At 66.5% G+C, this 26,014-nt stretch carries 15 protein-coding genes; 5 read left to right on the forward strand and 10 right to left on the reverse strand.

Features of this window, described 5'->3' with window-relative positions:
* Window positions 1-153 precede the first annotated feature (153 nt).
* From ACVKN3_RS07350 to ACVKN3_RS07360, 3 genes are all read right to left on the reverse strand, one after another.
* The gene (locus ACVKN3_RS07350) at window positions 154-906 is read right to left on the reverse strand and encodes a DUF72 domain-containing protein (protein ID WP_354516707.1); all 753 of its coding nucleotides are present in this window, start codon (window positions 904-906) and stop codon (window positions 154-156) included.
* Between the two features lie 36 nt (window positions 907-942).
* Entirely contained in the window at window positions 943-1,461 is a 519-nt protein-coding gene (locus ACVKN3_RS07355) for a hypothetical protein (protein WP_354516705.1), read from the reverse strand.
* Between the two features lie 74 nt (window positions 1,462-1,535).
* Window positions 1,536-3,632: a phosphocholine-specific phospholipase C gene (locus ACVKN3_RS07360; protein WP_354516703.1), complete on the reverse strand. Its 2,097-nt coding sequence runs from the start codon at window positions 3,630-3,632 to the stop codon at window positions 1,536-1,538.
* Between the two features lie 88 nt (window positions 3,633-3,720).
* Between ACVKN3_RS07360 and ACVKN3_RS07365 the strand changes: the two genes are divergently transcribed.
* Window positions 3,721-5,049 (forward strand): sensor histidine kinase, encoded by a 1,329-nt coding sequence (locus ACVKN3_RS07365; protein WP_354516701.1) that lies wholly within the window; start codon window positions 3,721-3,723, stop codon window positions 5,047-5,049.
* Here ACVKN3_RS07365 and ACVKN3_RS07370 read toward each other — a convergent pair.
* From ACVKN3_RS07370 to ACVKN3_RS07385, 4 genes are all read right to left on the reverse strand, one after another.
* Window positions 5,028-5,720 (reverse strand): response regulator transcription factor, encoded by a 693-nt coding sequence (locus tag ACVKN3_RS07370; RefSeq protein ID WP_036141795.1) that lies wholly within the window; start codon window positions 5,718-5,720, stop codon window positions 5,028-5,030. The two genes, ACVKN3_RS07365 and ACVKN3_RS07370, sit on opposite strands and share 22 nt — an antisense overlap.
* A gap of 115 nt (window positions 5,721-5,835) precedes the next feature.
* On the reverse strand, window positions 5,836-7,767 hold the full coding sequence (locus ACVKN3_RS07375; protein WP_354516699.1) for a S8 family serine peptidase: 1,932 nt from the start codon (window positions 7,765-7,767) through the stop codon (window positions 5,836-5,838).
* Window positions 7,768-7,823: 56 nt separating this feature from the next.
* Window positions 7,824-10,709 (reverse strand): adhesin, encoded by a 2,886-nt coding sequence (locus ACVKN3_RS07380; RefSeq protein ID WP_354516697.1) that lies wholly within the window; start codon window positions 10,707-10,709, stop codon window positions 7,824-7,826.
* Between the two features lie 143 nt (window positions 10,710-10,852).
* Window positions 10,853-17,260: a beta-1,3-glucanase family protein gene (locus tag ACVKN3_RS07385; protein WP_354516695.1), complete on the reverse strand. Its 6,408-nt coding sequence runs from the start codon at window positions 17,258-17,260 to the stop codon at window positions 10,853-10,855.
* A gap of 331 nt (window positions 17,261-17,591) precedes the next feature.
* On the opposite strand from ACVKN3_RS07385, the gene ACVKN3_RS07390 reads away from it, so the two are divergent.
* Both ACVKN3_RS07390 and ACVKN3_RS07395 read left to right on the forward strand, forming a co-directional pair.
* On the forward strand, window positions 17,592-18,332 hold the full coding sequence (locus tag ACVKN3_RS07390) for a hypothetical protein (protein ID WP_456991480.1): 741 nt from the start codon (window positions 17,592-17,594) through the stop codon (window positions 18,330-18,332).
* A gap of 57 nt (window positions 18,333-18,389) precedes the next feature.
* Window positions 18,390-19,256 carry a VOC family protein gene (locus ACVKN3_RS07395; protein WP_354516693.1) on the forward strand — a complete coding sequence of 289 codons (867 nt, stop codon included), beginning with the start codon at window positions 18,390-18,392 and terminating at the stop codon, window positions 19,254-19,256.
* A 40-nt stretch (window positions 19,257-19,296) separates the two neighbouring features.
* On the opposite strand, the gene ACVKN3_RS07400 is transcribed toward ACVKN3_RS07395, so the two are convergent.
* Entirely contained in the window at window positions 19,297-20,610 is a 1,314-nt protein-coding gene (locus ACVKN3_RS07400) for an acetamidase/formamidase family protein (RefSeq protein ID WP_354516691.1), read from the reverse strand.
* A gap of 174 nt (window positions 20,611-20,784) precedes the next feature.
* On the opposite strand from ACVKN3_RS07400, the gene ACVKN3_RS07405 reads away from it, so the two are divergent.
* Window positions 20,785-21,369, forward strand: a complete 585-nt coding sequence (locus ACVKN3_RS07405) for a fasciclin domain-containing protein (RefSeq protein ID WP_456991483.1) — start codon at window positions 20,785-20,787, stop codon at window positions 21,367-21,369.
* A 10-nt stretch (window positions 21,370-21,379) separates the two neighbouring features.
* On the opposite strand, the gene ACVKN3_RS07410 is transcribed toward ACVKN3_RS07405, so the two are convergent.
* Window positions 21,380-22,405: a LysR family transcriptional regulator gene (locus ACVKN3_RS07410; RefSeq protein ID WP_354516689.1), complete on the reverse strand. Its 1,026-nt coding sequence runs from the start codon at window positions 22,403-22,405 to the stop codon at window positions 21,380-21,382.
* Between the two features lie 124 nt (window positions 22,406-22,529).
* Between ACVKN3_RS07410 and ACVKN3_RS07415 the strand changes: the two genes are divergently transcribed.
* Complete coding sequence (locus tag ACVKN3_RS07415) at window positions 22,530-25,283, forward strand: glycoside hydrolase family 3 C-terminal domain-containing protein (protein ID WP_354516687.1); 2,754 nt, start codon at window positions 22,530-22,532, stop codon at window positions 25,281-25,283.
* Window positions 25,284-25,373: 90 nt separating this feature from the next.
* On the opposite strand, the gene ACVKN3_RS07420 is transcribed toward ACVKN3_RS07415, so the two are convergent.
* On the reverse strand, window positions 25,374-25,679 hold the full coding sequence (locus tag ACVKN3_RS07420) for a helix-turn-helix domain-containing protein (protein WP_354516685.1): 306 nt from the start codon (window positions 25,677-25,679) through the stop codon (window positions 25,374-25,376).
* Window positions 25,680-26,014: the final 335 nt, after the last annotated feature.

The following is a 26,014-nucleotide window of genomic DNA, read 5'->3' on the forward strand; positions in this document are numbered from 1 at the left end:
GGCGCCGGTCGGTGGGCGCGCGCGCCGGCCCACCCCCGGCGCCCGTCCCCCCCCCGGGGGGGCCCCCCGGCCCCCCCCCCCCCCACCTCCCCGCACCCTATGAGAGACAGCGGCTCCGGTTTCAGTACGGGCCGTGGTCACGCACCAAAGATGTTATGTGAGGCCAGGCATGCCCAACAACGAGAGCGCGTTCGGTACCGCCTCACCCCGCGCGGTGTTGTCGAAAATGCACCAGACGTCCTTACCACTGTGACGGGCCTGCTCCATCCGCTGAGCGATGCTCCGGATGAAGGGCTCGTCGTAGGCGGAGTAATAAACCTGCGGCGTACCGTGCAGTCGTAGATACAACAGGCGCCCGTCGTCGGGGGGTTCGGCATCCGCGACCGGCGACGGGTGGGCCCATACACAAGAGACCCCCGCCTCGTCGAAAACGGCGGCACCCCGATCGGTGAACCATGACGCATGGCGCGGTTCGCACGCCACCGGCATGCGTGTCGCTCGACGCAGGGCCGAGAAGAAGCCCGTGGCTATTTTCACGTCCAGTGCAAGACTGGGCGGAAGCTGGATGAGGAGGCAGCCGAGGTGGTTTCCCAGCCCGCCGGCCTGCTGGAGAAACGCTTCGAGGGGCTCTTCGACCGCCTGCAAACGCCGCTCGTGCGTGATCGTGCGGGGCATTTTTACGCTGAAGCGGAAGGCCTCAGGCACGCTCTCTGCCCAGCGGCGGTAAGTTTTTTCCTGGTGCGGGCGATAGAACGACGAGTTGATCTCGACGCAGGGAAACACCTTGGCGTAGCGCTCGAGGTGGCTGCCTTCCCCGGGAAACACCGACGCGACTTTCGAGGAGAGGGCCCAGCCGGCGCAGCCCACGCGCACGGCGGCTCCCCGATTCCCTCGGCGCTCGGTCACGCGGATGCATCGCTGTCGAGGATCATGGCGTCCGACTCAATGACTACGTTCGAAGTAGTTGGTCCGCATGACCTGCTGGTTGTCCGATCCCGGATAGACCGCCGTCTCGACGAGGTGATTCCGATCCGACGTGACGGCATAGACGCGTGTGGAAACCAGGATGTCGCCTTTGCGTAGCGCCATGACCAGTACACCGGGAACGGGGTGTGACAGGGCCACCTGATCGGCTTCCGGGCTGTTGGTTACCGGGGCATACGTGCCGTCCGGCGAGACCCTGGAGTCCGAATGGACCTGCTCGCCGGTGGCGTACAGGATATCGACATGGATGGCCCATGTTCCGTCACTCTTGTCGGCGAACGAGAAGGTGACGCTTTTCGGTCGCTGGCCGGGCGGCATCGCCATACGCGACGTATCGAGCGACCATGTACCGGCCAGCGGTGACTGAGCGCTTCCTGTCACCACCGCGTGTGCGGTGACTGGCGTGCCGGCCCTTGCCATCGGGCCGAGTGTGGACATCAGAAAAGCCGCTGCGATCACTGACCATCGTGGATACATGTCGCTCTCCTGTCACTGACGTGGAACCAGGACCGCAATGTATCAGACACTTACGCCCGTTTTGGCGCGCCCGCTCAGCGCCCCAGCGCAGGGTCCGACACGGACGGGCGCCCATCCTCCCGATGCCCGGCGAACCGCCGCAGGAACAGCGGGTCGGCGTCGCTGGTGGCGGTCAGGTCGTACCAGTGGTCGCAGCCGCCGATGTCCCAGTGGCTCTCCACGCGCTGGCCCGGCAGCAACCAGTACCGTCGGGGCACTTCGTCCAGATAGTCGTTGGGGGCGATGGTGACCGCGCAGGGGCGGCCGCCGTCGTTGCTGACGACCAGGTGCAGTTCGCCAGCGCGCCGCCCGCGGACCAGCGTGACCTCGGGCAGCGCGATGCCGGGGTGGTCGCTGCCCTTGTCGGGCTGCTTGCCGCTGAACTGGCGGAGGAAGCCGTTGGGGCCGTGCACGACGAGGTCATAGGCATCGCCGCTGTATGCGCTGGTCCAGTGATCCGACAGCTTCTTTCCGGCTTCCACGGTGTAGGTCCACGGCCCGTCCTTGCGCAGCGACGAGGTGACGTGGAAGCACGCGCCCATCGCGCCGCGGTTGCCGAAGTCAAGGAGATAACGACCCTGTTCGCGATCGACGCGCCCGGTCACCTCCAGGTCGTAGGCCAGCGCACGCGCCGGGCGCTGGCCGCGTTCCTGCCGCGGCAGCCGCTGCTCGCCGGGCGGTACCGGATGGTAGTCGGCATGGGTGGCCTGATCGGGCTCGTAGGCCTTGGTCGGGGGCAGCGACGGCACGCGGCCATCGTGGCCATCGAAGTCGAAGGCACGCGTCAGGTCGCCGCAGACCGCACGCCGCCACGCCGAGATGTTGGGCTCGGCCACGCCGAACCGCTGCTCGAGGAAACGCAGGATCGACGTGTGGTCGTAGGTCTCGGAACACACCCAGCCGCCCTTGCTCCACGGCGAAATGACCAGCATCGGCACGCGCACGCCGAGGCCGTACACGCCGGGATCGAAACCCTTGCCCCCGGGATACACCTCGTTGTCCGCATTCACGGTGGACAGGCCACGGTCGCGCGAGGTCGGCGGATAGGCGGGCACCACATGGTCGAAGAAGCCGTCGTTCTCGTCGTAGGTGATGAACAGCGCCGTCTTGCTCCACACCTCGGGATTGGACGTCAAGGCGTCCAGCACGCCATCGATGTACCAGGCGCCGTAGTTGGCCGGCCAGCTCGGGTGCTCGGTATAGGCTTCCGGCGCGGCGATCCAGGAGACCTGCGGCAGCGTGTCGGCCATGACGTCCTTGTGCAGGATGTCGAACAGCGACTGGCCGGTGGTGGTCTGTGTCCCGGTGCGGGCCTTGTCGTAGAGCGGGTTGCCCGGCTCCGCGTCACGGAACCGGTTGAAATACAGCAGCGAGTTGTCGCCGTAGTTGCCGATGTACGGATTCTTGCCCCACCCCCACTTGCCTGCCGCGTCCAGCCCGGTGCCGATGTCCTGGTAGATTTTCCAGGAAACCCCTGCCGCCTCGAGGCGTTCCGGGTAGGTGGTCCAGCCGTAGCCCTTCTCGTCGTTGGCCAGGACGGGGCCGCCGCCCTGCCCGTCGTTGCCGACGTACCCGGTCCACATGTAATAGCGATTGGGGTCGGTGGAGGACAGGAGCGAGCAGTGATAGGCGTCGCAGAGAGTGAAGGCATCCGCCAGGGCGTAGTGGAACGGAATGTCTTCCCGGGTGAGGTAGGCCATGGTGGTGGTGCCTTTCGAGGGCACCCACTGGTCGTACCGGCCTGCGTTGAAAGCGGCGTGCGTGTCGTTCCAGCCGTGCGGCAGGTCTTCGATGAATTGCAGGCCCAGGTTGTCCGCCTGCGGGCGGAACGGCAGCACGTAGTCGTCGCTGCCGGCAGTGAGCGGCTGGTGCCAGACGGTGCGGCCGGAAGCCAGCGTCGTCGTTCGCGGGTCGCCGAAGCCGCGCACACCGCGCAGGCTGCCGAAATAATGGTCGAACGAACGGTTTTCCTGCATGAGGATCACCACGTGCTCGATGTCCTTCAGCGTGCCGGTACGCCGTGCGGCGGGCACGGCCAGGGCTTTCTGGATCGACATCGGCAGTGCCGTCGCCGCCAGGGCGGCGCTTGCGGCACCGAGGGAGAGCTTGAGGAAATGCCGGCGATCAGTCATGCGTATACCCGTGCGCTGGGAAGGGAGCCCTTGCGTCGGGTATTGTCGCGGCGGGTTGTTACAGTTTTCTCATCCTCACGGGGGCAACATGGTGGTGCAAGGACTGGACGCGCATCGGCGCGTCCTGGTGCGCGTGCTGGGACTGCTGGTCGGCGTCGCCGTGATCGGCGTGGGTTCGTATGCCTTCGTCGTCAACCTGCAAACCCACGCGGACCTCACCTTCCTGCGGTTTGCCAAGGACCTGTTCACCGGTTTTGCGGCGTTCGCGGCCTTTGGCCTCACTTTTCGCAGCGTCCGTACAGCCGGCTGGACGTTGTCGGCGTCGCTACTCGTGTACCTTGCCTGGTATTACGCGCTCACACCGGTCGTCAGCCTGCCCTCGGCGCTGTTGCCCCTGGTCATCATGATCATCGCCGCCTATGTGGCGGGACGCAGGGCACTGTGGATCTTCATGGCCGCCACCGAGGTGGTCGTGCTCCTCTCCGCCGTCGTCGAACTGGCCGGCGCGGAGGCGCCGCTGGACATCGATCCCGCCTTCATTGTCGCGTTCCTTCGCCAGGTCTTCCAGATCGCCCTCGTCGCCGTGCTGGTCGACCGCACGGTCGTGGTGCTGAGCAATGCCCTGGATTTTTCCGATCAGCAGCGGCGCAAGGCGGAACAGCTTTTCGTACGCCTCGGCGAACAAGCGGAAATCACCATCAGCCTGCAGCGCCAGGTGAGCCGGACCGCCCAGTCCGAGGCCGCCGCATCCCTGGCGACGGCGGTGTCGCACGACCTGGGCAACCTGCTCAACGTCATCGTCGCCTACGTCGAAAAGGCATGGAGCCACGTACGCCATACGGAGGGCGTGCTGGCCGATTCGTTGAACGGTATCGAGGCCGCCGCGGATCGCGCCGTGGACCTCAACCGGCGCATCACCTCGCTGGCACGTGCCGCGCCGCGCCAGGCCACGCCCATCGACCTGGCCACGGTGCTACCGGGGATCGTGCCCCTGCTCGCCATGACCCTGGGGCAGGCCATCGAACTGCGCGTCGATATCGGGCCCGGCGATCACCGGGTGGCGTTCGACGAACCGTGCTTGGCCCTGATCCTGCTGAACCTGGCCACCAACGCGCGCGACGCGATCGACGGTCGCGGGGTCGTCGACCTGGCCTGCCGCGCCGACAACGGCCAGTCCGTGCTGATCTTCACCGACAACGGCAAGGGCATCCCGGAATCCCAGCGGCACACGGCCTTCGAACCGTTCTGGACGACGAAAGGCCCGGAGCGCGGCACGGGGCTCGGTTTGTTCAGTGCACGCCAGATGGCGGAATCGCTGGGTGGCCAGCTGGTCCTGGCGCCCTCGCCGGACGCGGGTGCGCGCTTCGAATTGCGCATGCGTCGCGCCGGGGTCGCCTACGACTCCAGCAGCCCGTAACCGCTGCCGCGGATGGTGACGATCTCCAGCTTCGGTTCGGTGGTGCGGACCACCTTGCGACGCAGGCGATGGATGAGCACGTCCAGGCGGTGCGGGTCGAAGTCGGCGGTATTGCCGGTGAGGGATTCGATCAGCGCCTCGCGTTCCACCGGCCGCCCCTGCTCCCGGCGCAGCCGCTGGATGATGGTGCGCTCGGCCTCGGTCAGGGCGATCAACTCGCCATCGGGGCCATGGAGGTACCAGCCCTCCCGATCGGACGCGTCGCTGACCACGGTGCCGCCACCGGCGGACGTCGCGGACCACGTGCGCCTCAGCACGGCGTGCAGCGCCGAGGCCAGCAATCCCACGGTCACCGGCTTCATGAGGTAGAGGTCACCCCCCAGCTGGAAGGCCGACAGGCCGGCGGACTCGATGGGGAGCGCACTGAGCGCCACCATGCCGATCTGCGATCCGCTCGCCCGCAGGTGCTGGATTACCCGTAATCCGCTACCGCTGGGCAGGTTGACGTCCACCACCAGCAGGTCGAAGGCGTCGGCTGTCCATTGCTCGTAGAACTCGGTGGCATCGGGAAACGTGCTCGTGGCGAACCCGTAGCATTCCAGGCCGGGACCGAGCAATTTCTCGCGTAATTCCTCGTCGTCCTCGATCAATGCAACCCGTGCCAGCACCATCGAACCCCAAGTTACCGAATATGTGCCTTTAAGCTACCCGCACGAGGGGTAGAAAGCCACCGCCACCCGAATGGGTGACGGTGGCCTGAGGCGCGGTAACAGGCCGCGGGGCTGATTACAGCGTGTAAAGCCCCATGGCCGAGAACGACGTGCCGGCCGCCATGCCCGAGACCAGCAGGTAGTACGTGCCGGCGGCGGCGTTGGTCAACGTGACCGATTCGTTGTTGCCCACGTGTGCCGAGGTGTACTGGGCCGAGCCCACCGCCGGCGCCGTATCCTTGCTGACCAGCAGCGTCACGTCGCCGCTGCCGCCCAGGGTGCGCAGGGTCAGGGCGCGTGCCTTGGACGGCACGACCAGCTTGAACAACACTTCAGAGACGGTGCCGTCGGCCTGGAACTTCGTCGTGACCCCGTTGGACAGCGGCAACGCATCCGCCGCCGGGTCGCTCTGCACCATGGCGCGACTGACGGCCGCATAGGTGTCGAGGATGCCTGCACCGTAGGCGAGCGTGGGCTGCTGCGGGAAGGAACGCGCGGTGCGGGCCAGATACGTCTTCACCTGCCCGGGGCTCAGTGCGGTCAACCCGGCCTTGGCGCGGGCGCTTATCATCAGGGCAACCGCACCGGACACTTCCGGCGTGGCCTGGGAGGTGCCCGCCATGCTGCCGTAGGTCGGCGTCGTCGGCACGGTTTTACCCGCATTGATCGCCGACCACGCAAAACCCGCGGCGACCAGCGTGCCCGACGATGCATCGTTCGCATAGCCACCGCCACCCGGGGCCGACAAGGTCACGACCGATCCGTAGTTCGAGTAGAACGCGGGCTTGCCGGTGATGCCGTTGGACGCCACGGTGATGACCCCGGGGCAGTTGGCGGGGCTGGTGGTCGATGCATCCTGCGAACTGTTGCCTGCCGCCACCACGACGGTGACGCCGCGGCTGATCGCATCGGCGACCGCCTTGCCCATGTCGGTGGTCGTGTTGCACACACCGCCGCCGCCCAGGCTCATGCTGATGACCTGCGCAGGGTGCGTATTGTCATCCAGCCCGTCCACGTGGCCACCCGCCGCCCAGACGATCGCATCGGCGATATCCGAGGTGCTGCCACCGCAATGGCCGAGTGCGCGCAGCGGCAGGACACGTGCCTTATAGGCCACGCCGGCCATGCCCACGCCGTTATCGGTCAGCTCCGCCACGTTGCCCATCACGTGCGTGCCATGCCAGGTGCTGTCTTCGGGCATCACGTTCACGTTGTCGACGCAACCACCGTTGCTGGCCAGGTACGTCGAGCCCGTCGTCCAGTCGCCCAGATCCCACGCCCCCTTGGCGCGGCCGTCGGCCGACCGGCCGGAGACGAACGCCTCGGAGATAAAATCGTAGCTGTCGTCGGTCAGGCTGGTATCCAGATCCGGATGCTGCGTCGCGCCCGTGTCGATGACGGCCACCACGACGCCGTCGCCCTGCGCGAGCGACCAGGCCTTGACCGCGTTCGAACCGCCGTAGTTGGCGAATGCCTGGGTGTCCTTGCCGATCGTCTCCATCGTGCCGTCGCCGGCGCGGAAGTGCCACTGGTAGGAAAAGCTGGGATCGTTGGGCGTGCCGGTGGTCGCGTCCGTGGGACGCAGGTCGCGGAAGACGTGCATGCGCACGTCCGGCTCGATGGACAGGACCGACGGATCGGCGGCCACCTGCTTCATGAGTTCCAGCGCGCTCTTGCCGTCGAGCGCCTTGCCGGTGCGTACCACCGTGCCGCCCGAGGCGGTGGTGCGGGCATAACGGAAATCGGCCGAGCGCATGGCGCTGGTCATGACCGAACTCGCCTTGGCATTCATCGCCGATCGCGCGGCGGTGAACGTGCGTACGGCCGTCGCCCCCTGCACGGGCGTGCCCGGCTTGAAACGGACGATGAAGCCGTCGATCCGGTCGCTCGCGGCCAGCGGAAGGCTGGCCACCTTCAGCGTCGTATCGACCGCCTGTGCGGACACGTTCGCTGCGACCAAGGACAGCGCGACGCCGCAAATCCACCCCATGGATACCGATGTTTTCACGTGATTTCCCCGTTTGCCGTTCTTTGAATGATTCATGTCGTTTCCCCCGATGCCCGTTACCAGCCGAAGCTGACGCCCACGGTGCCGCTGCTTTCACCGCCGCCCGCGAGCGAACCGCCCACCAGGATCGCGCCGCTGCCGGGCAGCTGGTGCGCGTAACCCACGGCCAGCGCGCTCTGGCCGTGGTAGCCACCCGCCGCCGCACTGACCCGGTTTTCGGTTCCCGCCGCCGCGGCAATCGCGCCGGCCATGCCGCTCATCGCCGCGCCCATCGCACCGACCCGGGAAACGCGCGTGTCCAACGTGCCCAGGCGTTGCTGCACGCTGTTGGCGAAGCCGTTGAAGTCGCTGCGGCTCACCATGTCCGCGGCACGCGTGTCGGTATAGGCCTTGGCCGAACCCAGCGTCTGCGCGTCGCCGCGATCCGCATAGGTCTGCGCCGCCTGGATCGCCTGGCTGGTGGCCGTGTCGAGCTGACCGCGGTTCACCGCATCCGTGCTGCCCTGCCCCGCGGCCACGTTGGTCACCCGCCGCGTCGCCCCGGCACTACCCACCGAGACCGTGTCGGCCTGGTCGGCCACCGACCCCGCGCCGAGTGCCACGGCATTGGCCGCGGTGACTTGCGCGCCCTGCCCCAGCGCCGTGCCCGACGGGCTCTGCACCGAGCTGCCTTCGCCGACGGCGACCGAGCGGGTTGCCGCAGCCGCAATGGTCGCGTTGGCGCCCACCGCCGTGCTCTGGTCCGCGCCGACGACGGCACCGCCGCCGATCGCTGTATCCGACGGACCGACGGCCTTCGAACCCGCGCCGATCGCCGTCGCCTTGTCGCCACCGGCGCTGGCCGTATTGCCCACCGCCACGCCGGTCGATGTCGCCACCGACGCGCCGTTGCCCATCGCCACGCCCGAGGCCGTGCCCGCCGGACCGGCGCCCATCGAACCCAAGGCCGTGTCCAGTGCGCCGATGGCACCGGCGATCGTCGTGAAGTCCTGTCCCAGCACCGAGACATGGAATCCGCCCAACTGCCCCGCGGAGTCGAGGACGGCGCCGCCGCCGACCATGCCCGCCACCGAGTTCAGCGACTGGGTGAGCTGCCCGCCGCTGGTCGCCTGCTGGTTTCCCACCACGGTGCGCAGCTGCGCCAGGTTGACCGCGTCCGTATCCTGCGTACCGGCCGCCACGTTCACGATCTGGCGCTCGTGGCCCGCGCTGCCGACCGAGATCGTATTGTTGCGGTTCGCAATCGCGTTGGATCCCAGTGCCACGGCGTCGTCGACGATGCCTGCCGTACCGACCGGCTGGCTGCTGTCGCCGACCTTCGCTCCCGACCCGATGGCGACGGAACGACTGCCGTTGATCTCGCTATCGGTTCCAATGGCGACATCGCGGGAGAACGCCACGGGTGCCTCGTCGCCTTCGGGAATGTTCTGGCGCCACACCATCACGTTGGAGCCGATGGCCACGCTGTAGTCCGCCTGCGCCCAGGCGGCGTTGCCCAGCGCGGCAGCATAGTTACCGGTCGCGTAGCTACCGTTGCCGACGGCCGTCGCGTTTGTTCCATACACGGTGTTGAAGGAGCCCACCGCGGTCGAGCCCTGGCCATGGACCCTGTTACCCGAACCCAGCGCGGTCGCCCAGTCCGCGTTGGCCTCGGTCCGGTCGCCGGCGGCGAACGAGTCGTAGCCCGTGGCAGTGGTGTAGTAGCCCATGGCGATCGAGCGGACGCCCGAGGCCGCCGACATGGCGCCGATGGCGGTCGAGCCGTATTCGGTGGCCTGCGCGCCGCCGCCGAACGCGCTGGAGAGCCGAGCGGTAGCCTGCGTGTTCTGCAGCTGGATGCCCGCGAAGTCTTCGCCCAGCTGGTCCACCAGCACGTCGACCACGCCGCCGACGGCCACCGCGGAGCGGTCGTTCGCATACGAACCGGAGCCGACCGCCGTGTTGAAGATGCCGTTGGCCTGCGCGCCTGCGCCCAGCGCGGTCGATGCGAGTCCGTTGGCCTGCGTGGTGGTGGCCGTGCCGAAGACGGGAGCGCCATCGGCCGTCTCGTTTCGGCCGCCCAGCGCCACCGAGGCCATTCCTGCCGCGCTGGCGTTACCGCCCACGGCCACCGCATTCGCATTCGACGCCGAGGCGCCGTAACCGCCTGCGAAGGCCATCTGGCCGATCGACGATGCCTGCGCGCCGACGGCAACCGCCCCGTTTCCCAAGGCCAATGACGAGGAGCCGAGCGCGGACGCTTCGCTACCGGATGCGAACGCCGAGCGACCCAGCGCCACCGCGCCATCGCCGCCCGTAACGGCTTGCGACGTATCGTCGGCGGCCGCACCCACACTGAGATACGTACCGGCGACATGCGTGGCCTGCTGGAGCTGGCCGACGTTCACCGCATCGGTCGTTTCCGTACCGGCGGCGACGTTGACGAGCTGGCGCTCCGCGCCGACATCGCCCACCGATACGGTGTTCTCCCGCGAGGCGACCGACGATGCGCCGATCGCCACGGCGTTGACCGCCGTGACCTGGGCACCCACGCCGACGGCCACCGAATTCATGACGCCCGCGACCGCCGAGGCCCCCAGCGCCAGCGCACCCTGCCCGCGGGCCAGTGCGTTGCCACCCAGCGCCGTGGCGTCCTGCCCGTTCGCGATCGCGCTGCCGCCGATGGCCGTGGCGCGGTCGCCACTGGCGAGCGAGCTGTTGCCGTACGCGGTCGCTTGCTCCCCCGTGGCCGCGGAACCCTGCCCGCAGATCGTGGCGTCGGCATTGTTCGATCCCGACGCGTTGGCCGTGCATGCCGTCTGTGCATTCGCGACGGCATGCTGCCCCATCGCCAGTGCCAGGGACAACGCCATCACGCTCAGTCGCAGCGTGTTGCCCGATGCACGGGTGTGGTTGCCCTGACCGGCCGCGTTGCGGCCAGTATCGTTACCAGTACCTGTCATTTCTCGCCCCCGCGAAGTTCGCCCTTGAAGAAGGGCCAACGTTCACAGAACCGACATAGGAATGTCACGCACGGAAGCTCTCGGAACCTCACGGAAGGTCATGGGCACGCGATGCATGCCCATGACCAGGACGTTGCAAGCCGTTACCAGCCGATCCCCAGCTCCAGATGCTCCGGATCCGTCTCGATCAGCGTGGAGCTCTGGTCCGACACATCGTCGTAAGCGAAACCATAAGCCTTGCCATCGATCGCGTGCACGTGCCAGAACCGCGAGTAATAGTTGGCCGGCGACGCCTGGTAGAACGATGAAGCATCCTTCCAGCGCGAGGTGTCTTCCATCACGTGCCGATTGAAGGCCGCGCAGATCTGCGCTTCCAGTTGGCCCTCGACACCCCACGGGTCGGTCGAGTGCGCCAGGGCACCCTTGCCTTCCAGTACGTCCTGCGTGGTCGGCTTGCCGACGGTGAACACCCTGCCCTCGGCTTCGTCCGGCTCGTGCGTCTGCGCCCAGTTGGTATGACGGAAGCTGAGCACGCCGTCGACCACCGATCCCTCGAACTGCTTCGCGCCGATGCTCATCGTGAGGACGTGGTTTTCGTAGTACGCCCACGTCTCGTCGATGTAGCCGTCGAAGTAGTGCTGCTGCGGCTTGCCCACGTCGAACGCGGCCTTGCCGGGCGCCAGCAGGCGGATCGGATCGGCCTCGGTCAGCTGGAACTCGGCGGGCACTTCCTGGTTGTACGCGGCGAAGATCTGCGCGCGGGTCTGGGTGATACCCGAAGCGACGTGGCGGGTCTTCTTGCCACCGTAGACATCGAGCGACAGCGGAAGCGAGAACTGGTCCACCTGCGTCGTGTTGATGAAGATGGCGTCGTCGTTCCAGGTCAGTTCGTACCAGTCGTAATACACCCCGAGGTTCGGATCGGTCGCGTTGAGTGGATTGGGCCCGGCAAATCCGAGGGAGCCGTCCGCCGCCTTGACGATCTTGATGTACATCGGCTCACCGACCGACACGAAGATCCGTGCCGAATCGAGCCTGGGGAGCTTGAGCAGCTTCGTCTGTGCCAGCGTGAAGAAGTAATCGGGATAGTTCTGGCCGTTCTTGCTCAGGTGACCCGCGCCATCGTTGTCTTCAACCCGTACCGGCACCACCGTGCCATCGGGCGTGACCCATGAGAACACCTGCGTCTTCGGGTCGCGGCCGATGATGGCCACGAACACCTTGTCGTCGGTCCATCGCCCGTGGGTGGTGTTGCGCAGCTGCGTGCCGATGAAGCCGGGGTACACGTCGTAGTTGAAGCCCTGCGACGGATCGTCGGCCGGCGTCGTGACCGGTGACTGCGGCTGCGGCTGGACGACGACCGGCGGCGGCGCCGCATAGACTTCGAACTCCCACAGCGAGATGCCGTAGTCCGTGCTGCGCGCCGTGCTGTAGACCCGCACGTAACGCGCCGTGACCGCGCTGAAGTTCACCCGCTCCACGCCACCCTTGCCCGTGACCGGCGTGGCGGTGGTCGACGTCCATGTCTGGTCGTCGTTCGACACCTGCACCTCGTACGACGTCGAGTGCGCACGCTCCCAGCGGAGGATCACGTGATCGAAGCTTTTTGCCGCGCCGAGGTCGAGACGAATCCACGCCGGGTCCGTGAAACTCGAGCCCCACCGCGTGGTGAAGTCGCCATCCACGGCGCCCGCGGGCGCGAGGTAGCCGTCGTTCTCGTTACCGCTGGCGGTGACCTTCGCGCCTACCGCCAGGTTGACGCCACCCTGCCCGTCGCCCGGCGTGCCAGGGCCGTCCGGGTTGTCCGGCGTCGTGGGCGGCTGGGGCGTGGTGCCGCCGGTGGTGCCGCCGTTTTGCCATGCCGGCGGATCGAACCCGTCCGTGGAGCCCGCGACGGTGAGCAAGGCCAGCGTCGTCTCGGTGGCCAGCCCCTGCGCGCTGATCACTCGCACATTGTAGGCCACGCCGTTGTCGGCCAGCGACAGGGCGGGCGTCGCATACGTGCCATCGGCGGTGGACGCCACGAAGTCGTCCGTGGGCGTGCCGTCGGCCGCCGTGGTGCGGCGGTACCACTGGTAGGACAGCGGACCCACACCTGTGGCAGTGACGGCGAAATGCGCCGAACGGCCCACCCCGGCCTTCTGGGCCACAGGCGCGGCCGTCACAGCTGGCGCCAAGACGGTCGCACCCGTCACGCAAAGCGCGTGGGAGGGATTGTTCTCGGCCACCAGACGGTTCGGCGTGCCGTCCGACGCCACCTGCCAGGCGAAGGTCGGGTCGGTGCGATCGTTGGTCGAGGTCCAGATGGTCCACGCCGTGGGGAAAGCACCGCTGGACAGGTTCGGGCCGGCGACGGCCAGGGCCTCGTCGAGCGTCGGCAACCGCGCGCCGGCCGCCTTGCAGTCGGCCATCGCGTTGGACTGCTTGTACTGCGCGCCCTGGTCGGCAAAGCCACGCTGGGCACGCTCCCACACCAGCCCGCTCAGGCGGTCGAGCACATGGTTGGTGTCCTGCAGCGTATAGCGGTCGTTGTTATCGACGCTGCAGCACGTCGGCGAGTCGTACACCTCGAACTCGTAGAGCGAGTAACCGTAGGCGCTGGAACGCTTGACGCCCTGCATGCGCACGTAGCGTGCCGACACGCGGGCGAAGGTGTTGTCTTCGGTGCCGCCGAGGCTGGTATCGACGACCAGGGCGTCCTTGAACCCGCTGTCCTTGTCGTTGGAGTACTGCACGCGATACTGCGACGCGTGGGCCGCTTCCCACTTCAAGACCACGCGGTTGAAGGAGCGCACGGCCCCGAGGTCCACCGTGAGCCAGGCCGCGTCGTTGCCCTGCTCCGACGCCCAGCGGCTGGTCTCGTTACCGTCGACGGCGCCGGCGCTCGGCGTGCCCTGGGCATTCTCCACGCCGCTGGCATAGGTGACCTTCTCGCGGGCGAGGTTAGCGCCCGGCGGCGCCAGTGTCAGTACCGCCGCCTGGCTGGTCACCGCCGCGGCATCACCCGTGATGTTGCTGACGACGACGGTGTAGCGACCCACGTCGGCCTGGCCCACGGCGGCGAGGGTAAGCGTGGCGGCATCGTCACCCACCGGCGATCCGTCGTGCATCCACGTGTAGTGGAACGGCGCGGTGCCCGCGACGGCCACGGTGAATTGGGCAGGCTGACCCGGGTTGGCACGCACGTTGCCCGGCTGCGCCGTGATCACCGGCGGACGCGCCGCGTTGACGGTCAACGTCGCCGGAGCGCTCGGCACGCTGCCCAGCGGATTGGTCACCACCACGGCGTAGTCCACGTTGCCGTCGGCCGCGGTGAGTACCGGGGTGTCGTAGGTGGACGCAGTGGCCCCCGGGATGGCGGCGCTGCCCTTCATCCACTGGTAGGTGACCTTCGGCGAGCCCACTGCCGCCACGCTGAAGTGCGCCTGCTGGCCCACGTCCGCCGACTGGGCCGACGGCTGCTGGGTGATGCTGACCTGACGTGCCGGGAACACGCGCAGGGCGGCCGGCGTGGACTCGCTATCCCCTTGCGCGTTGTGGACGACGACGGTGTACGTCGTGGCGTCATCGGCCTGCGTGGTGGCCGGCGTGTCCAGGATCGCCGCGTTCGCGGACGGCATCACCTGTCCGTTCTTCTTCCATGTGAAGGTCAGCGGCGGCGCGCCGGTGGCGGTTACCGAGAAATGCCCGGCAAAGCCCACGGTCACCTGGTCCTCGACGGGGTTGGCGATGATCGACGGCGGTCCGGAGGCGCCCGACGACGGCTGCGGCACGCCGACGATGTCGAACGAGGCGGAACCCGCCGCCAGGCCTGCCGCGCTCGCGGTGACCGTGACGGTGCCGGTAGCGAACCGCGTGCGCAGCGCGATTTTCTGCAAGCCACCCTCGAACTTCAGCTCGTGATCGCCGGGCGCGTGGTAGCCGTGCACCGGCTCCTGGCTGCCGTCGGCGTTGGTGGTGTGGCCGCCGGCCCAGTCCACCAGCTGCTGCGTGCCGCCCTGGTAGGACACCAGCGACGCCCCACCGGTGACGTCGAACGTGACATTGACGTCGGCACCCTCCGGCACCACCACCCCATCCTTGTCGACCACTCGCGCCTCGATGAAGGCCGCATCCGAACCGTTGGCTGTGATGGCGAACGCGGTGCCGTCGGGGCGTACCAGCTCCGGCACGACGCGCAGCGCGATGTGGTCCGCCTTGCCGGCGGTCGTCAGGCTGTCTTCCACCGGCGCGCCCTGGGCATCGGCCACCGTGTTGCCCAGCGCATCGATGCACTGCGCGGTGGCCGTGCCGGACTGCCACGGGATGTTCCAGTGCACCTGCCCGGGAAGCTTGGTGGTGCCCTGTGCCTGCGCCGTGCCGATAATGTGGCCGGTCCGCGGATCGGTGCCGGTGTTCTCGACGTTGTAGCTCTGCTCGTCGATGCTGTCCCAGGCGTTGGGCTTCTGGTCCGCGCCCTGCGGCACGCCGTTGACCAGCAGCCGCACGGCCGGGCAGTTGGAAAACGCGTTGACCTGCACATCGCCCGAGCGGTTCCAGTGATGGGCGAGCTTGACCACCGGCCTGATCGCGTACGGCACCCATACGGACTGGTAGATGTAGTAGAGCAGGCGCGGGTAGCGGTTCTGGTCGACCATCGAGCTGCCGATGGAGCGCACGTTGTGTACGAACGCTTTCCTGCCGTTCGCGTCGAGGGTGAAGTGCGTGGCGTCTTCCGTGCCTTCGGAAAACTCGATCGTCTCCCCGGGCGTATCGGCGAAGTACCACTGCGCCATGCCGAACGTACCAGCCTTGCGGGCCTGCGAATACGGCACCAGGTAATTCAGCGCAAAGGCCAGCTCGTGGTCGAACGCATGGCGCTGGGAGCCATAGCCCCAGTACTCGGCGCCCCACGCGGGCTTGTTCGGAAACTGGGTCGCGTGCAGGTAGGTCTCGCAACCAGCCTTCGAGCAACTCAGGATGTCGCCGTTGTTGGCGTCGGGCGAGCGGTCGGCCGCGGCACGCGGCGCGATGGCGTCCCACGTGCGCGCCAGCGTGCGCAGCTCCTGGGCGAACGGCGTGTACATCTTGCCGTTGTTCGACTCCCAGGCCAGGATCGACGGATGGCTGCGGTCGCGGATGACGATGTCGCGGTGGAGCTCGCGTTTCAGCATCCACATGTTCGTGCACGGGGTGTTGCCGGCCGCGCAGGGGTCGGAAAAACCGTTCTCGCCATCGCCACTGGGCTGCACGATGAACACGCCGAGCGCATCGGCGGCCTCGACGAACTCGGGGCTGGACGGCGAATGGCCCGGACGCCACAGGTTGCCGCCGGCCGCCGCCAGCTGCTGGAGGTCACGCCATTGCTGCTCCTCGGGCACGGACGATCCCAGGGCCGGATAGTCGTAGCGGCCCGACGCGCCCCAGGTGTATTGCTTCTTGCCGTTGACGTACGGGAAATCCTTGTCCCAGGTGATGATGCGGATACCCAGCGAGCTTTGCTTCGAATCCACCACGGCGCCGTCGATGCTCACCGTATGCACCACCTTGTAGAGGTAGGGCCGGCCATCGGGCGAGTTGTTCGGGAACCACAGCGTCGGGTTGGCGATCATCAACGTCTCGTCGAACACCGGCGTGGCGTCGCCCGGCACCACGTGCGCGGCCAGCGTCTTGTCCTGCTGCTCGCTGACGATCACGTTGCCGCTCGCGTCCACGATCTGCGTCGTGAGCGTCACCGTGGCCGGCGCGTCGCGATCGTTGACCACATTGGTCTGCACGCGTATCAAGGCGGTCTTGTGGTCGGCACTGAGCGACTGCGTGCCGACGTACGTGCCCCAGGTGTTCTGCCCCGCGTAGACGTTCTCCGGGATATGCACGAGGTTGGTGACATGCAGCCGGACCGGCCGGAACAGGCCCGCTTCCGACTGACCGAAGCGGAACGCCCCGGAGAAGCCGGGATCCTGGAAGAACCCGCCGCCACCGCGGCTCACCTTCACCGCGATGACGTCGGTGCCGTCGTACCGGAGCAACCCCGTCAGGTCGACGATGTGCGGCACGAAGCCGACGACGTGCGTCGCGTTGGCGTCGATCTGCCCCGCCTGGTTGAGCACGCCGGTGCCCGGGACGAACTGCCCGTTGACGTACACGCGGTCGCCCGTGTGCGCGCCCTCGAACTCGACCATGACCTTGCGGCCGCGGTAAGACGCACTGTCCTTCAACGTGGTGCGGTACCAGCTGGTCTCACCATCGAGGCTGCCCTGGCCACCGCCGGACTCCTGGTTGATGAACGTGGTGAAGTCGTTGGCGGCATGCGGGATACCCACCGTCTCCCATGCCGTATCGTCGAAGGTGGGTGCGGCACCGGCATCGCCCGCCGGGACCGGGGCATGCCCACTCTGGTTCGCGTATTGCTTGATGTATTTCCACGGCTGCGCGCCGAGGTCCAGGTCGAGCCGGTCGGAGGGCACGACCATGGCCGCGTTGACCGTCGTTACAAGGCAGAGCGCGGTGACGAGCGCGGCCAGCCGTCGATGCCGCGCACGCGTGCACGCCGCTACGGTATGAGTCGTCATGCCTGGGATCCCCTGTGGTCGACCCCAGGCGGATCATGGCGACGGCCGTGACCTTGCGCGTGTTGTCTGACAAATATGATGGCACCAATGAAACGGGGTGCTCAATACGGCACAGCGGTCCACGTAGCGCTTATTTCGACGAATATGCTTCAGACGCGAACTGCGTCACACAAGGGCATACCGCCGGCCGGCCCGATCCCGACGCACGACGCTAAGGTGCCCGGCGGGAACGGAGCGTCCCCGTCAGGGCGACCACGGGCCCGCTCGCCATGCCGTGGCAGCACCGTCTGCTAGATTGTCGCGAAGCGGACTCCCAAGGTGGTCCAGGCATGTGTCGAACACGGCCTGCCTCATCGCGGTCCCATGCCTGCCCAACCGTTATCGCCCGAGTGTCTTCATGCCGTCACCTCATCGTTCGCTCGTCATCGTCGTTGCGCTTATCGCCGCCTGCACCAGCGGCAAACGGGATCCCCTGGCTGACGTGCCGTTGGCGCAATGGCGGCAGACGAACGTCGATGCCAGGCACACGACGTTGCCGAACGGACACATCGTGGCCTGGCCGGTGGATGGCGTCCTCGGCTGCTCGATGGAAAGCCCGCCCACATGGCCGACGTGCCTCTATGAAATCGATCGAACAAGCGGCAAGACGCTCTCCGGGGAGGGCTACCACCCTGATCGTTTGAGAGTGCAGCTGGAGCTCGATCCGACCTCTTACCCCGGCATCTTTGCCATGGCCCGCGGGCATTCGGACCAGTGGAAGGAAAGCACGGGCCCGGATCCCAGCCAGAGCACCCCGTACCAGGGCGCGGTGCGAAGCCGCCTGCAAGATCGCCTGGGCGAGCACGCTTACTGGGTGGGTTGCTGGAAGCGATACGACGGTTATCCCTTCGGTTACGGCTGCTCGATGGCTCTCGACCTTGGCGACCAGGGGGCCGCCCTGGTCGAGTTCGAAGCGCCGGAAACCGCCGACGACGTACCAACCGATGCACAGCGTAATGAGGCCCGCGCCATCGCGCAGCACGTCGTCGCGTTGCGCGCCTCGCTGGAGGGCGCTCCTCCGGCAGGTCGCTAACCGTACGAGCAGAAAGTAACGCTGACCACCCTTCCCCATCATGACCAAGGATTCTTCATGCGCAAGCTCACCCTGATCCTCGGCCTGGCCCTCGCGGCGCCTTCAGCGTTCGCAACGGAGGATGTCTCCGTCGGCCCGCAGTACGACACCACCCATGTCTATGTGGCCCCGGCGGATGTCGATGCATTCGTGCAAAGCTTCGCGACCACCTTCGGCGGCAAGTCGACCCGGCAAGGCATCGCTACGGTGACCCCAACCGCGTCGAGCACCTCGACCCAGCTGGTGCAGACCCCGGTCGGTTCGATCTCCGTGTTCGGCTTCCGCACGCCGGTGCCCTACCCGTTCGGGCAGGAGCGCACGGGGTACCTGGTCACCGATGTCGACAAAGCCGTGTCGGCGGCCAACGCACACGGCGCGGCCACCCTCGTCGCACCCTTCGACGATCCGATCGGACGGGACGCGGTGGTTACCTGGCCCGGCGGCGTCAACATGCAGTTGTACTGGCACACGAACAAACCGAACTACCCGGCGCTGGAGCATGTTCCGGAGAATCGTATCTACCTGCCACCGCAGAGTGCGGACGCCTTCATCAAGGCCTTCGTGGCGTTCGCGCACGGCAAGGTCGACGCCGACGAGACGGCACCGGGGAGCGAGGTCGGGCAGAAGGACGGCACGTACCGTCGCGTGCGGCTGTCGTCGCGGTTTGGCAAAGCCGCTGTGCTGATCACCCACGGGCAGATCGCCTGGCCGTATGGGGCGGAGATGACGGGGTATGAGGTCGGCGACCTGGATGCCACGCTGCAGCGGGCACGGGACTCAGGGGCCAAGGTCGTGGTCGATGCGCACGCGGAAGGCAAGCGCCGGGCGGCGATGATCCAGTTTCCCGGTGGGTATGTGGCTGAGGTGCATACCGCGGGACAGTGAGCCGCTGAATAGAACGAGCGGCCTGGTCCAGCCGACCGGCCTACTTGCCGGCGCGCTTCTGTAGATTTGCCAGCAACGCCTTGTCGAGGCTGGCCGCCACGCCGACGCTGCGGCCGGCCAGATTGGCGACCGAATAATGCACCGAGCTGCCCAGCACCTGCGCCGCCTCGGACAGCGTCAGGCCGTAGTCCTGGGCCAGCCACTTGATCAGGCCGGTCGTGGCCGCGCGCGTGGCCTCGTCGACGGATCCGGCCTGCCCCAGCACCATGATCTGCGTGGGTGATTCCACGCGCGGCATCGGTACGGTCTTGCCGTGGATCACATCGACCGAGACCTCCACGTCCATGGACGTTTCCAGGGCGTACTGGGATGTCTCACCGTCGCCCTGGAGCGCATGGGCATCGCCGAAGTACAGCAATGCGCCGGGCTGGTACACAGGCAGGAAGACGGTGTTGCCCTCGACCACCTGGTTGAAGTCCATGTTGCCGCCGGAGCGACCCGTATCGCCTGTAGACATTGCCGGAGAGCCAAAACCGGGCGCCACCGCCATCCCACCCAGCATGGGCCTTACGGGTACGCTGTAGTGCGAGAGCGCCAGCGTGGGATTCATTGGAGAGGCCAGGCCCTTCTCACGATCCAGCTTCCACCGCACCGGCTTGCCCAGCGCTTGCGCCTCGGCGGCGACCGATCGGCCGAGCGCCGGGCCCACGATGCTGTCCAGGCTGTCGGCATAGTCCCTGTTCAATCGCAGCTGCCGTATGTGCACGGCCAGCGTATCGCCGGGCTCGGCGCCGACCACGTAGAACGGACCGACCTGGGGATTGCCGAACAACGCCACCGTGCTGCCGTACCGGTCGACGCCGCCGGAGTCGATCGTTTGGGTGCGGATGCCATCGCCCGGCCATACGGTGAGCACGGGCGCGCGTGTCGCGGAGAACTCGTTCGAATAATCCCTGGGTGTGAATGAGTACACCCTGGGCGGCCCATCCGGACGCTGCGGCAACCGATGTCCGATGAACGGGTGACTCACGCGTTTGCCGGGGCTGTTGGTGTCGGGGTCATCGGCCACACCGGTCATAGCCGCGCCCGTGATCGTGGCCTTGAGGTGGTGGATCGCGTTGCTCGCATCGGTAACGGTGACATCCAACGCGTCACCGCGCCGGGTTCCGACGAGTTTGTCGCCGTCGAATACGCCGGTCAGGGTTTGGCCCTCCTGTGCGAAGGTCAGGGTCTGATACGACGTGTTACCCCACAGGTCCGTCTTTACCAGCCAGGCCTCTTTAGTCGGTTCGGAAGCGCCCACGGCAAGCGGGAGGCAGAGGCAAAAGCCGAGCAAGGCAAGACGAGACGACATGGCTACCCTTCGACGCTGGTAATGCCGGCACCCTAGCAGCGCATCTCGGCGCAGGGCATGTGGCGAATGGACCAGTGACCGCCGTGAAGGCGTCGTCACACTTCGGCGTGCATCCGCGCTTCCGTTCCCCGCGTATCACTAACGACCCAATGACGGGCCCACGGAGAATCTGCCATGAAGACGAATCGCATGAAGACCGCATCGATCGCTGCACTGACCCTGGCCCTCGGCCTGGCCGTCTCGGCACCGGGCTTCGCCCAGAACGCCATGAGCAAGGATCAGACCGTGATGGTCGGCGGCGCGGCGATGTATCCGAGCAAGAACATCGTGCAGAACGCGGTGAACTCCAAGGACCACACCACGCTGGTAGCTGCGGTAAAGGCCGCCGGCCTGGTCGATACGCTGTCCGGCCCGGGCCCGTTCACGGTGTTCGCACCGACCAACGAAGCATTCGATGCCCTGCCGAAGGGTACCGTGGACACCCTGGTGAAGCCGGAAAACAAGGCCACCCTGACCAAGATCCTTACCTACCATGTCGTCTCCGGGCGCTACACCGCCAAGGACCTGATGGCGCTGGTGTCGAAGGGCGGCGGGAAGGCCTCTCTCACGTCCGTCGAGGGCGAGCCGCTGACGGTGATGCAGGCGGGTAATGCGCTTACGGTGACCGATGCGAAGGGCGGCGTGGCGCACGTCACGATCGGCGATGTGCTGCAGTCCAACGGCGTGATCCACGTGGTGGATAAGGTGCTGATGCCGTAACGGCACCGCATCAGACATCTGCTGACAGTTCACCGGGGCGGCGACGAGTCGCCCCTTTCCTGTTCGGCTGCGGAAGCCGCGAGGCGTGGCGCAAGATCACGCTACGTAGCCACATCAGTCCTTCGTCCCCCTCACGATCCGGGCGATGCAGGATCACTTCCCGAAAAGCAGGTATCCGGAACGGCACCTCCGCGATGCTCAACGGCCAGAGCCGGGCCATCTTGTGCGCCAGATGGCGGTGCATCACCGCGACCCGCTGCGATCCGGCGATAAAGCTGCAAACGCCGGTGAACCGCGGTACGAACAGGACGATCCGGCGTGTTGCAGCGAGCGATGCGAGGGCGGCATCGGGGAACGACACGTAGCGGGAGCGCCCGAAAGCCACCGCGACATGATCCAGTTCCAGGAACGACTCCTGCGTCATCCGCGTTTGCATGGCGGGGTTATCCTTCCATCCCACCACGACGAAGTCATCAGAGAACAGCCGTGCCGCCGTCTGTCCGGGTGCGGGAAAAACGTCCGGCGCAATGACAAGATCGGCCAGCGACGGTTCGGTGGACACGCCGTCCGCGCGTGCCATGACATGAAGCGTCACGCCAGGGGCACGGGACATCACGTCGTCGAAAACATCGGCCAACAAGACCTCGCTCACATAATCCGATGCCTCGATGGTGAATCGGCGCATGCACGTGGCCGGATCGAACACGGGTGGCGATACCACCGTCGATTCGATCTGGGCAAGGATGTGCCTGACGGGCTCGACCAGTTGCTCCCCGCGCAGCGTCGGGCGCATCCGTCTGCCTTCAACCACCAGCAGCTCATCGTTGAAATAGTCCCTGAGCCTGTTCAGGGCCGCGCTGGTGGCGGGTTGGCTTCGATGCAGGCGTGCGGCCGCTCCCGAGACACTACGCTCCGTCAACAGCGCATCCAGCGCGACCAGCAGGTTCAGGTCGAGTCCGTCGTAACGCATGGGTGCAACCTCTTGAAAGCCGGCGCCGCCGCTATCGCTGGCGCGCCGTGGATAGTTGGTATCCAAACAACGAATTTCTCAATTTAGCGCATGTCTGCGACGATTCCTTGCGGATCGATGGAGAACAGGGGCTCCTCGATGCGATGCAAGCCATGCCAGCCCAAGCCAGACCCATCCAACGAGAATCCCCATGCGTTTAATCCCCTCCCCTGTGGCACGCGCCCACTCGTGCCGCCTGCCGCTCAGCGCGCTCGCCCTCGCCGTGCTCCTGACCTGCACGAGCGCTTCCGCCCAGGATGCCGCCCTCCTCCAGGGCCGGATGGCGTTCAAGACCCACGCATCGTCAACGCATCCGTTCGCCAAGGCCACCAGGCAGGCGAAGGTGCCGCAAGACCCCTGGCAGGCACCGGAAGGCACGTCCATCTACCGCATGACGGACGCGGAAGAGCAGCAGGCCAACCAGCTCGCCCGCCGCATGGTGGCAAACCTCAGCTTTGCCCAGAAAGTGGCCTACCTCGGCAGCGACCATTTCGGCGCCCAACCCCAATTCAACCTCCCGGCCCTTACGACGGCGGAAGGTACCGACGCCGTCGCCGCGACAGCGACACCCTCCATCGTGTACCCGTCGGCCGCCTCGCTCGCCGCGACCTGGGATCCCTCCATGGCGGCCGAACGCGGACGGCAGCTCGCGCTCGACGCGAAGATGGGCGGCGTCCAGCTGGTCAACGGCCCGGGGCTCAACATGTATCGCACGCCCTACGGTGGGCGCGAGGCCGAATACCTCAGCGGCGAAGACCCGATCCTGGGCGCGGTGCTGGGCACGTCCTACGTACAAGGCCAGCAATCGGCGGGCGTCATGGCGGAACTGAAACACATCGTCGCCAACGACCAGGAATCCAACCGCACCAATATCAACGAGACGATCGACGAGCGTACGTTGCACGAGATGTACCTGTTGCCGTTCGAAGCCGTGGTCAAGCTTGCGCGACCCAGCGCCATCATGTGCGGCTTCACGTCGGTCAACGGCATCTACAGCTGCGAAAACGGCGCCATCGATCACGACCTCATCGTCGGTAAATGGGGCTTCGACGGCTTCCTGCAGTCCGACTGGGGCGCCATCCACGACGTGGGCAAGGCCATGAAGGCGGGCATCGCCATCGACTCGTCAGGTGGCGCCGCCTACACGGAGAGCGCCATCCGTGCCGCGATCGACGCCGGCACCCTTACGGAAGCGGACCTCGACCAGCGCGTGACCGAGGTCATCCGCCAGCTGCTCTATTACAAGATGGGCCCGAACGTCGGCTCGCCCGCCACACGCACCGTGGCACCCCGCCCGGAGGGCGAAGCGCTTGCCACGCAGGCGGCGGCAGACGGCATGGTGCTCCTGAAGAACAGGCAGGGGAACTTGCCCCTTGGCACCACCGTTCGATCCGTCGCCGTGCTCGGCAGCTTTGTCGATGGCCCTCCGGCCCGCCCCGTCGGCAGCGGCTGGGCGCCGTATGCGCATTACGTGTCCGAGCTGGCCGGTCTCAAGGCGGCGCTTCCCGCGGGCACGAAGATCGATTACATCACGACGAACTCCCTTGATCCGGCGACCGCCGCACTGGACGAGCCGTGGCAGAGTTATTACTTCGCCACGCCCAACTGGCAGGGCAGCCCCGAAGTCATGCGCACGGATAGCCATATCGACTTCGACTGGGCGGCAAGCGACGAACCGGCGTGTGCCACGGGCACCGGCAGCTGCGGCTCGGCGGTATGGACAAACCACCTGACGCCGAAGGTCACCGGCGACTACGTGTTCAAGGTCCATGGCAATGGCCAGATGCAGGTGGTGATCGACGGCAAGCTGGTGGTGCGCACCAACAGCACGCTGGCCACGGGCTCGGGCGCCATCGGCTTCCCGGTACCCGCCTCGGCCAAGGTGCGACTGGAAGCCGGCCAGCGCTACGACATCACCGTCACATACACCAATGAGCCGACCTGGGTCTCGTTCCTGGGCGGCATCAAGGGCGCGCACTTCTCGTTTGCGTCGTTGACCCCCGATGCTTCGCTGAAGGATTACGACGCCGTCATCGTGTCGGCAGGTCTTGGCAGCGAGTATGAGGGCGAAGGTATCGACCATGAGTTCGCCCTGCCGGACTTCCAGGGCGATCTCATCGCCAACGTCGCCGACGTGAACGCGAAAACCACCGCGGTCATCTATTCCAGCTCCGCCGTGGACCTCCGGCCGTTCAAGTCGAAGGTGGCCTCCCTGCTCTTTGCGTGGTATCCGGGCCAGAACGGCGGCACGGCGCTCGCCGATATCCTGCTGGGCACCATCAATCCGTCCGGCAAGCTGCCCTTGACGATCGACAAGGACGTGGCCGACAACATCGCCGCCGAGAACTTTCCCATGCCCATCAACCACCACGAGGTGGCGGTCACCTATGAACTCGGGTATGACGAAGGCCCCTACTTCGGCTACCGCGGCTACGACCGGATCGGTGTCGAACCGTCGTATCCGTTCGGCTTCGGCCTGTCGTATACCACCTTCAAGTACGGCAACCTGACCGTTTCCGACGGTTACGTCGACGGGCAGCCTTCCGTCGATGTGGCCTTCGATGTAACGAACACCGGCAAGGTGGACGGCGCCGAGGCTGCGCAGGTGTACGTAGGCGCCACGAATCCTTCCGTGGATCGGCCGGTGCGCGAACTGAAGGGTTTCGACAAGAAGGTGATCAAGGCGGGTGCCACGCAGCATTACGTGGTTCATCTTCCGCAGCGTGCCTTTGCGTATTACGTGAGCCGGAATGCGCGGTGGAGGGTGGATGCGGGGCGTTACGACATCACCGTCGGGGCTTCGTCGGCTGACCTGACGTTGCACGCGAGTTACAACTTCCAGAAACCGGTAGTGCTTACGGAACGGGATAGCTTGCCTATCTTTGATCCGGGGTTTGCGAACTAAGACGCCCCCTCGATAGGGACTGCTTGGAGCAACGCCCGCACATGCGGGCGTTGTCTTTTCATCGGGAGGCAGATGCCTTCACTCCATTGATCACTCGTCTCCGGCCTGTCGAAAAAGCAAGGTCTCAAACAATTGCAGCCATGCAGACATGCTGACGTCAGCGGCATCGCACCAGTCACGAATCTGCAAGGCGTCCAATCGGATCGCACCGGTCTCGACCGCCGAAACGAAGGATTGATTGCGCCCGAGCAGGCTACCGAATTCCTGCTGTGACAAGCCGGTTGCCAGGCGAATTTGCCGAAAACTCGCACTCAGTGCCTTGTTTTCCGGACGGTATAGCGATTTCTGTGCCCTCCGGGCGCGGGGCAGCGTTGTTTGTAGGTGCTTCACGCCCATCAGGCTGTTCTTCCGCCTGTCAGCTCTTACGATTGGCGCACTGCAGCGATTGGCCACAGCATTGCAAGATACGGATAAGTTCGTCAGCCTCCGCTCGGGTCATGCCGACGGCCTCGACCGTCACCCGAATCGGCCGTGAGGCAGGCAGAACCATCGCGACCATTCGCCCGCGAGCGGCGAGCGTTGCGCTCACCAGGGTCCCGACACCTAGACGCTCGACTTCCGGCGTCTCTACCAGTGCGAAGGCCTGTGCATACCGGAGGACAGCGACCCCAAGGTTCCGGTCACTCCAGCTCACTTCCAGCACGGTAGGGTTTGGCCTGGCAAGAATTCGA

Source organism: Luteibacter sp. PvP120 (genome assembly GCF_054055715.1).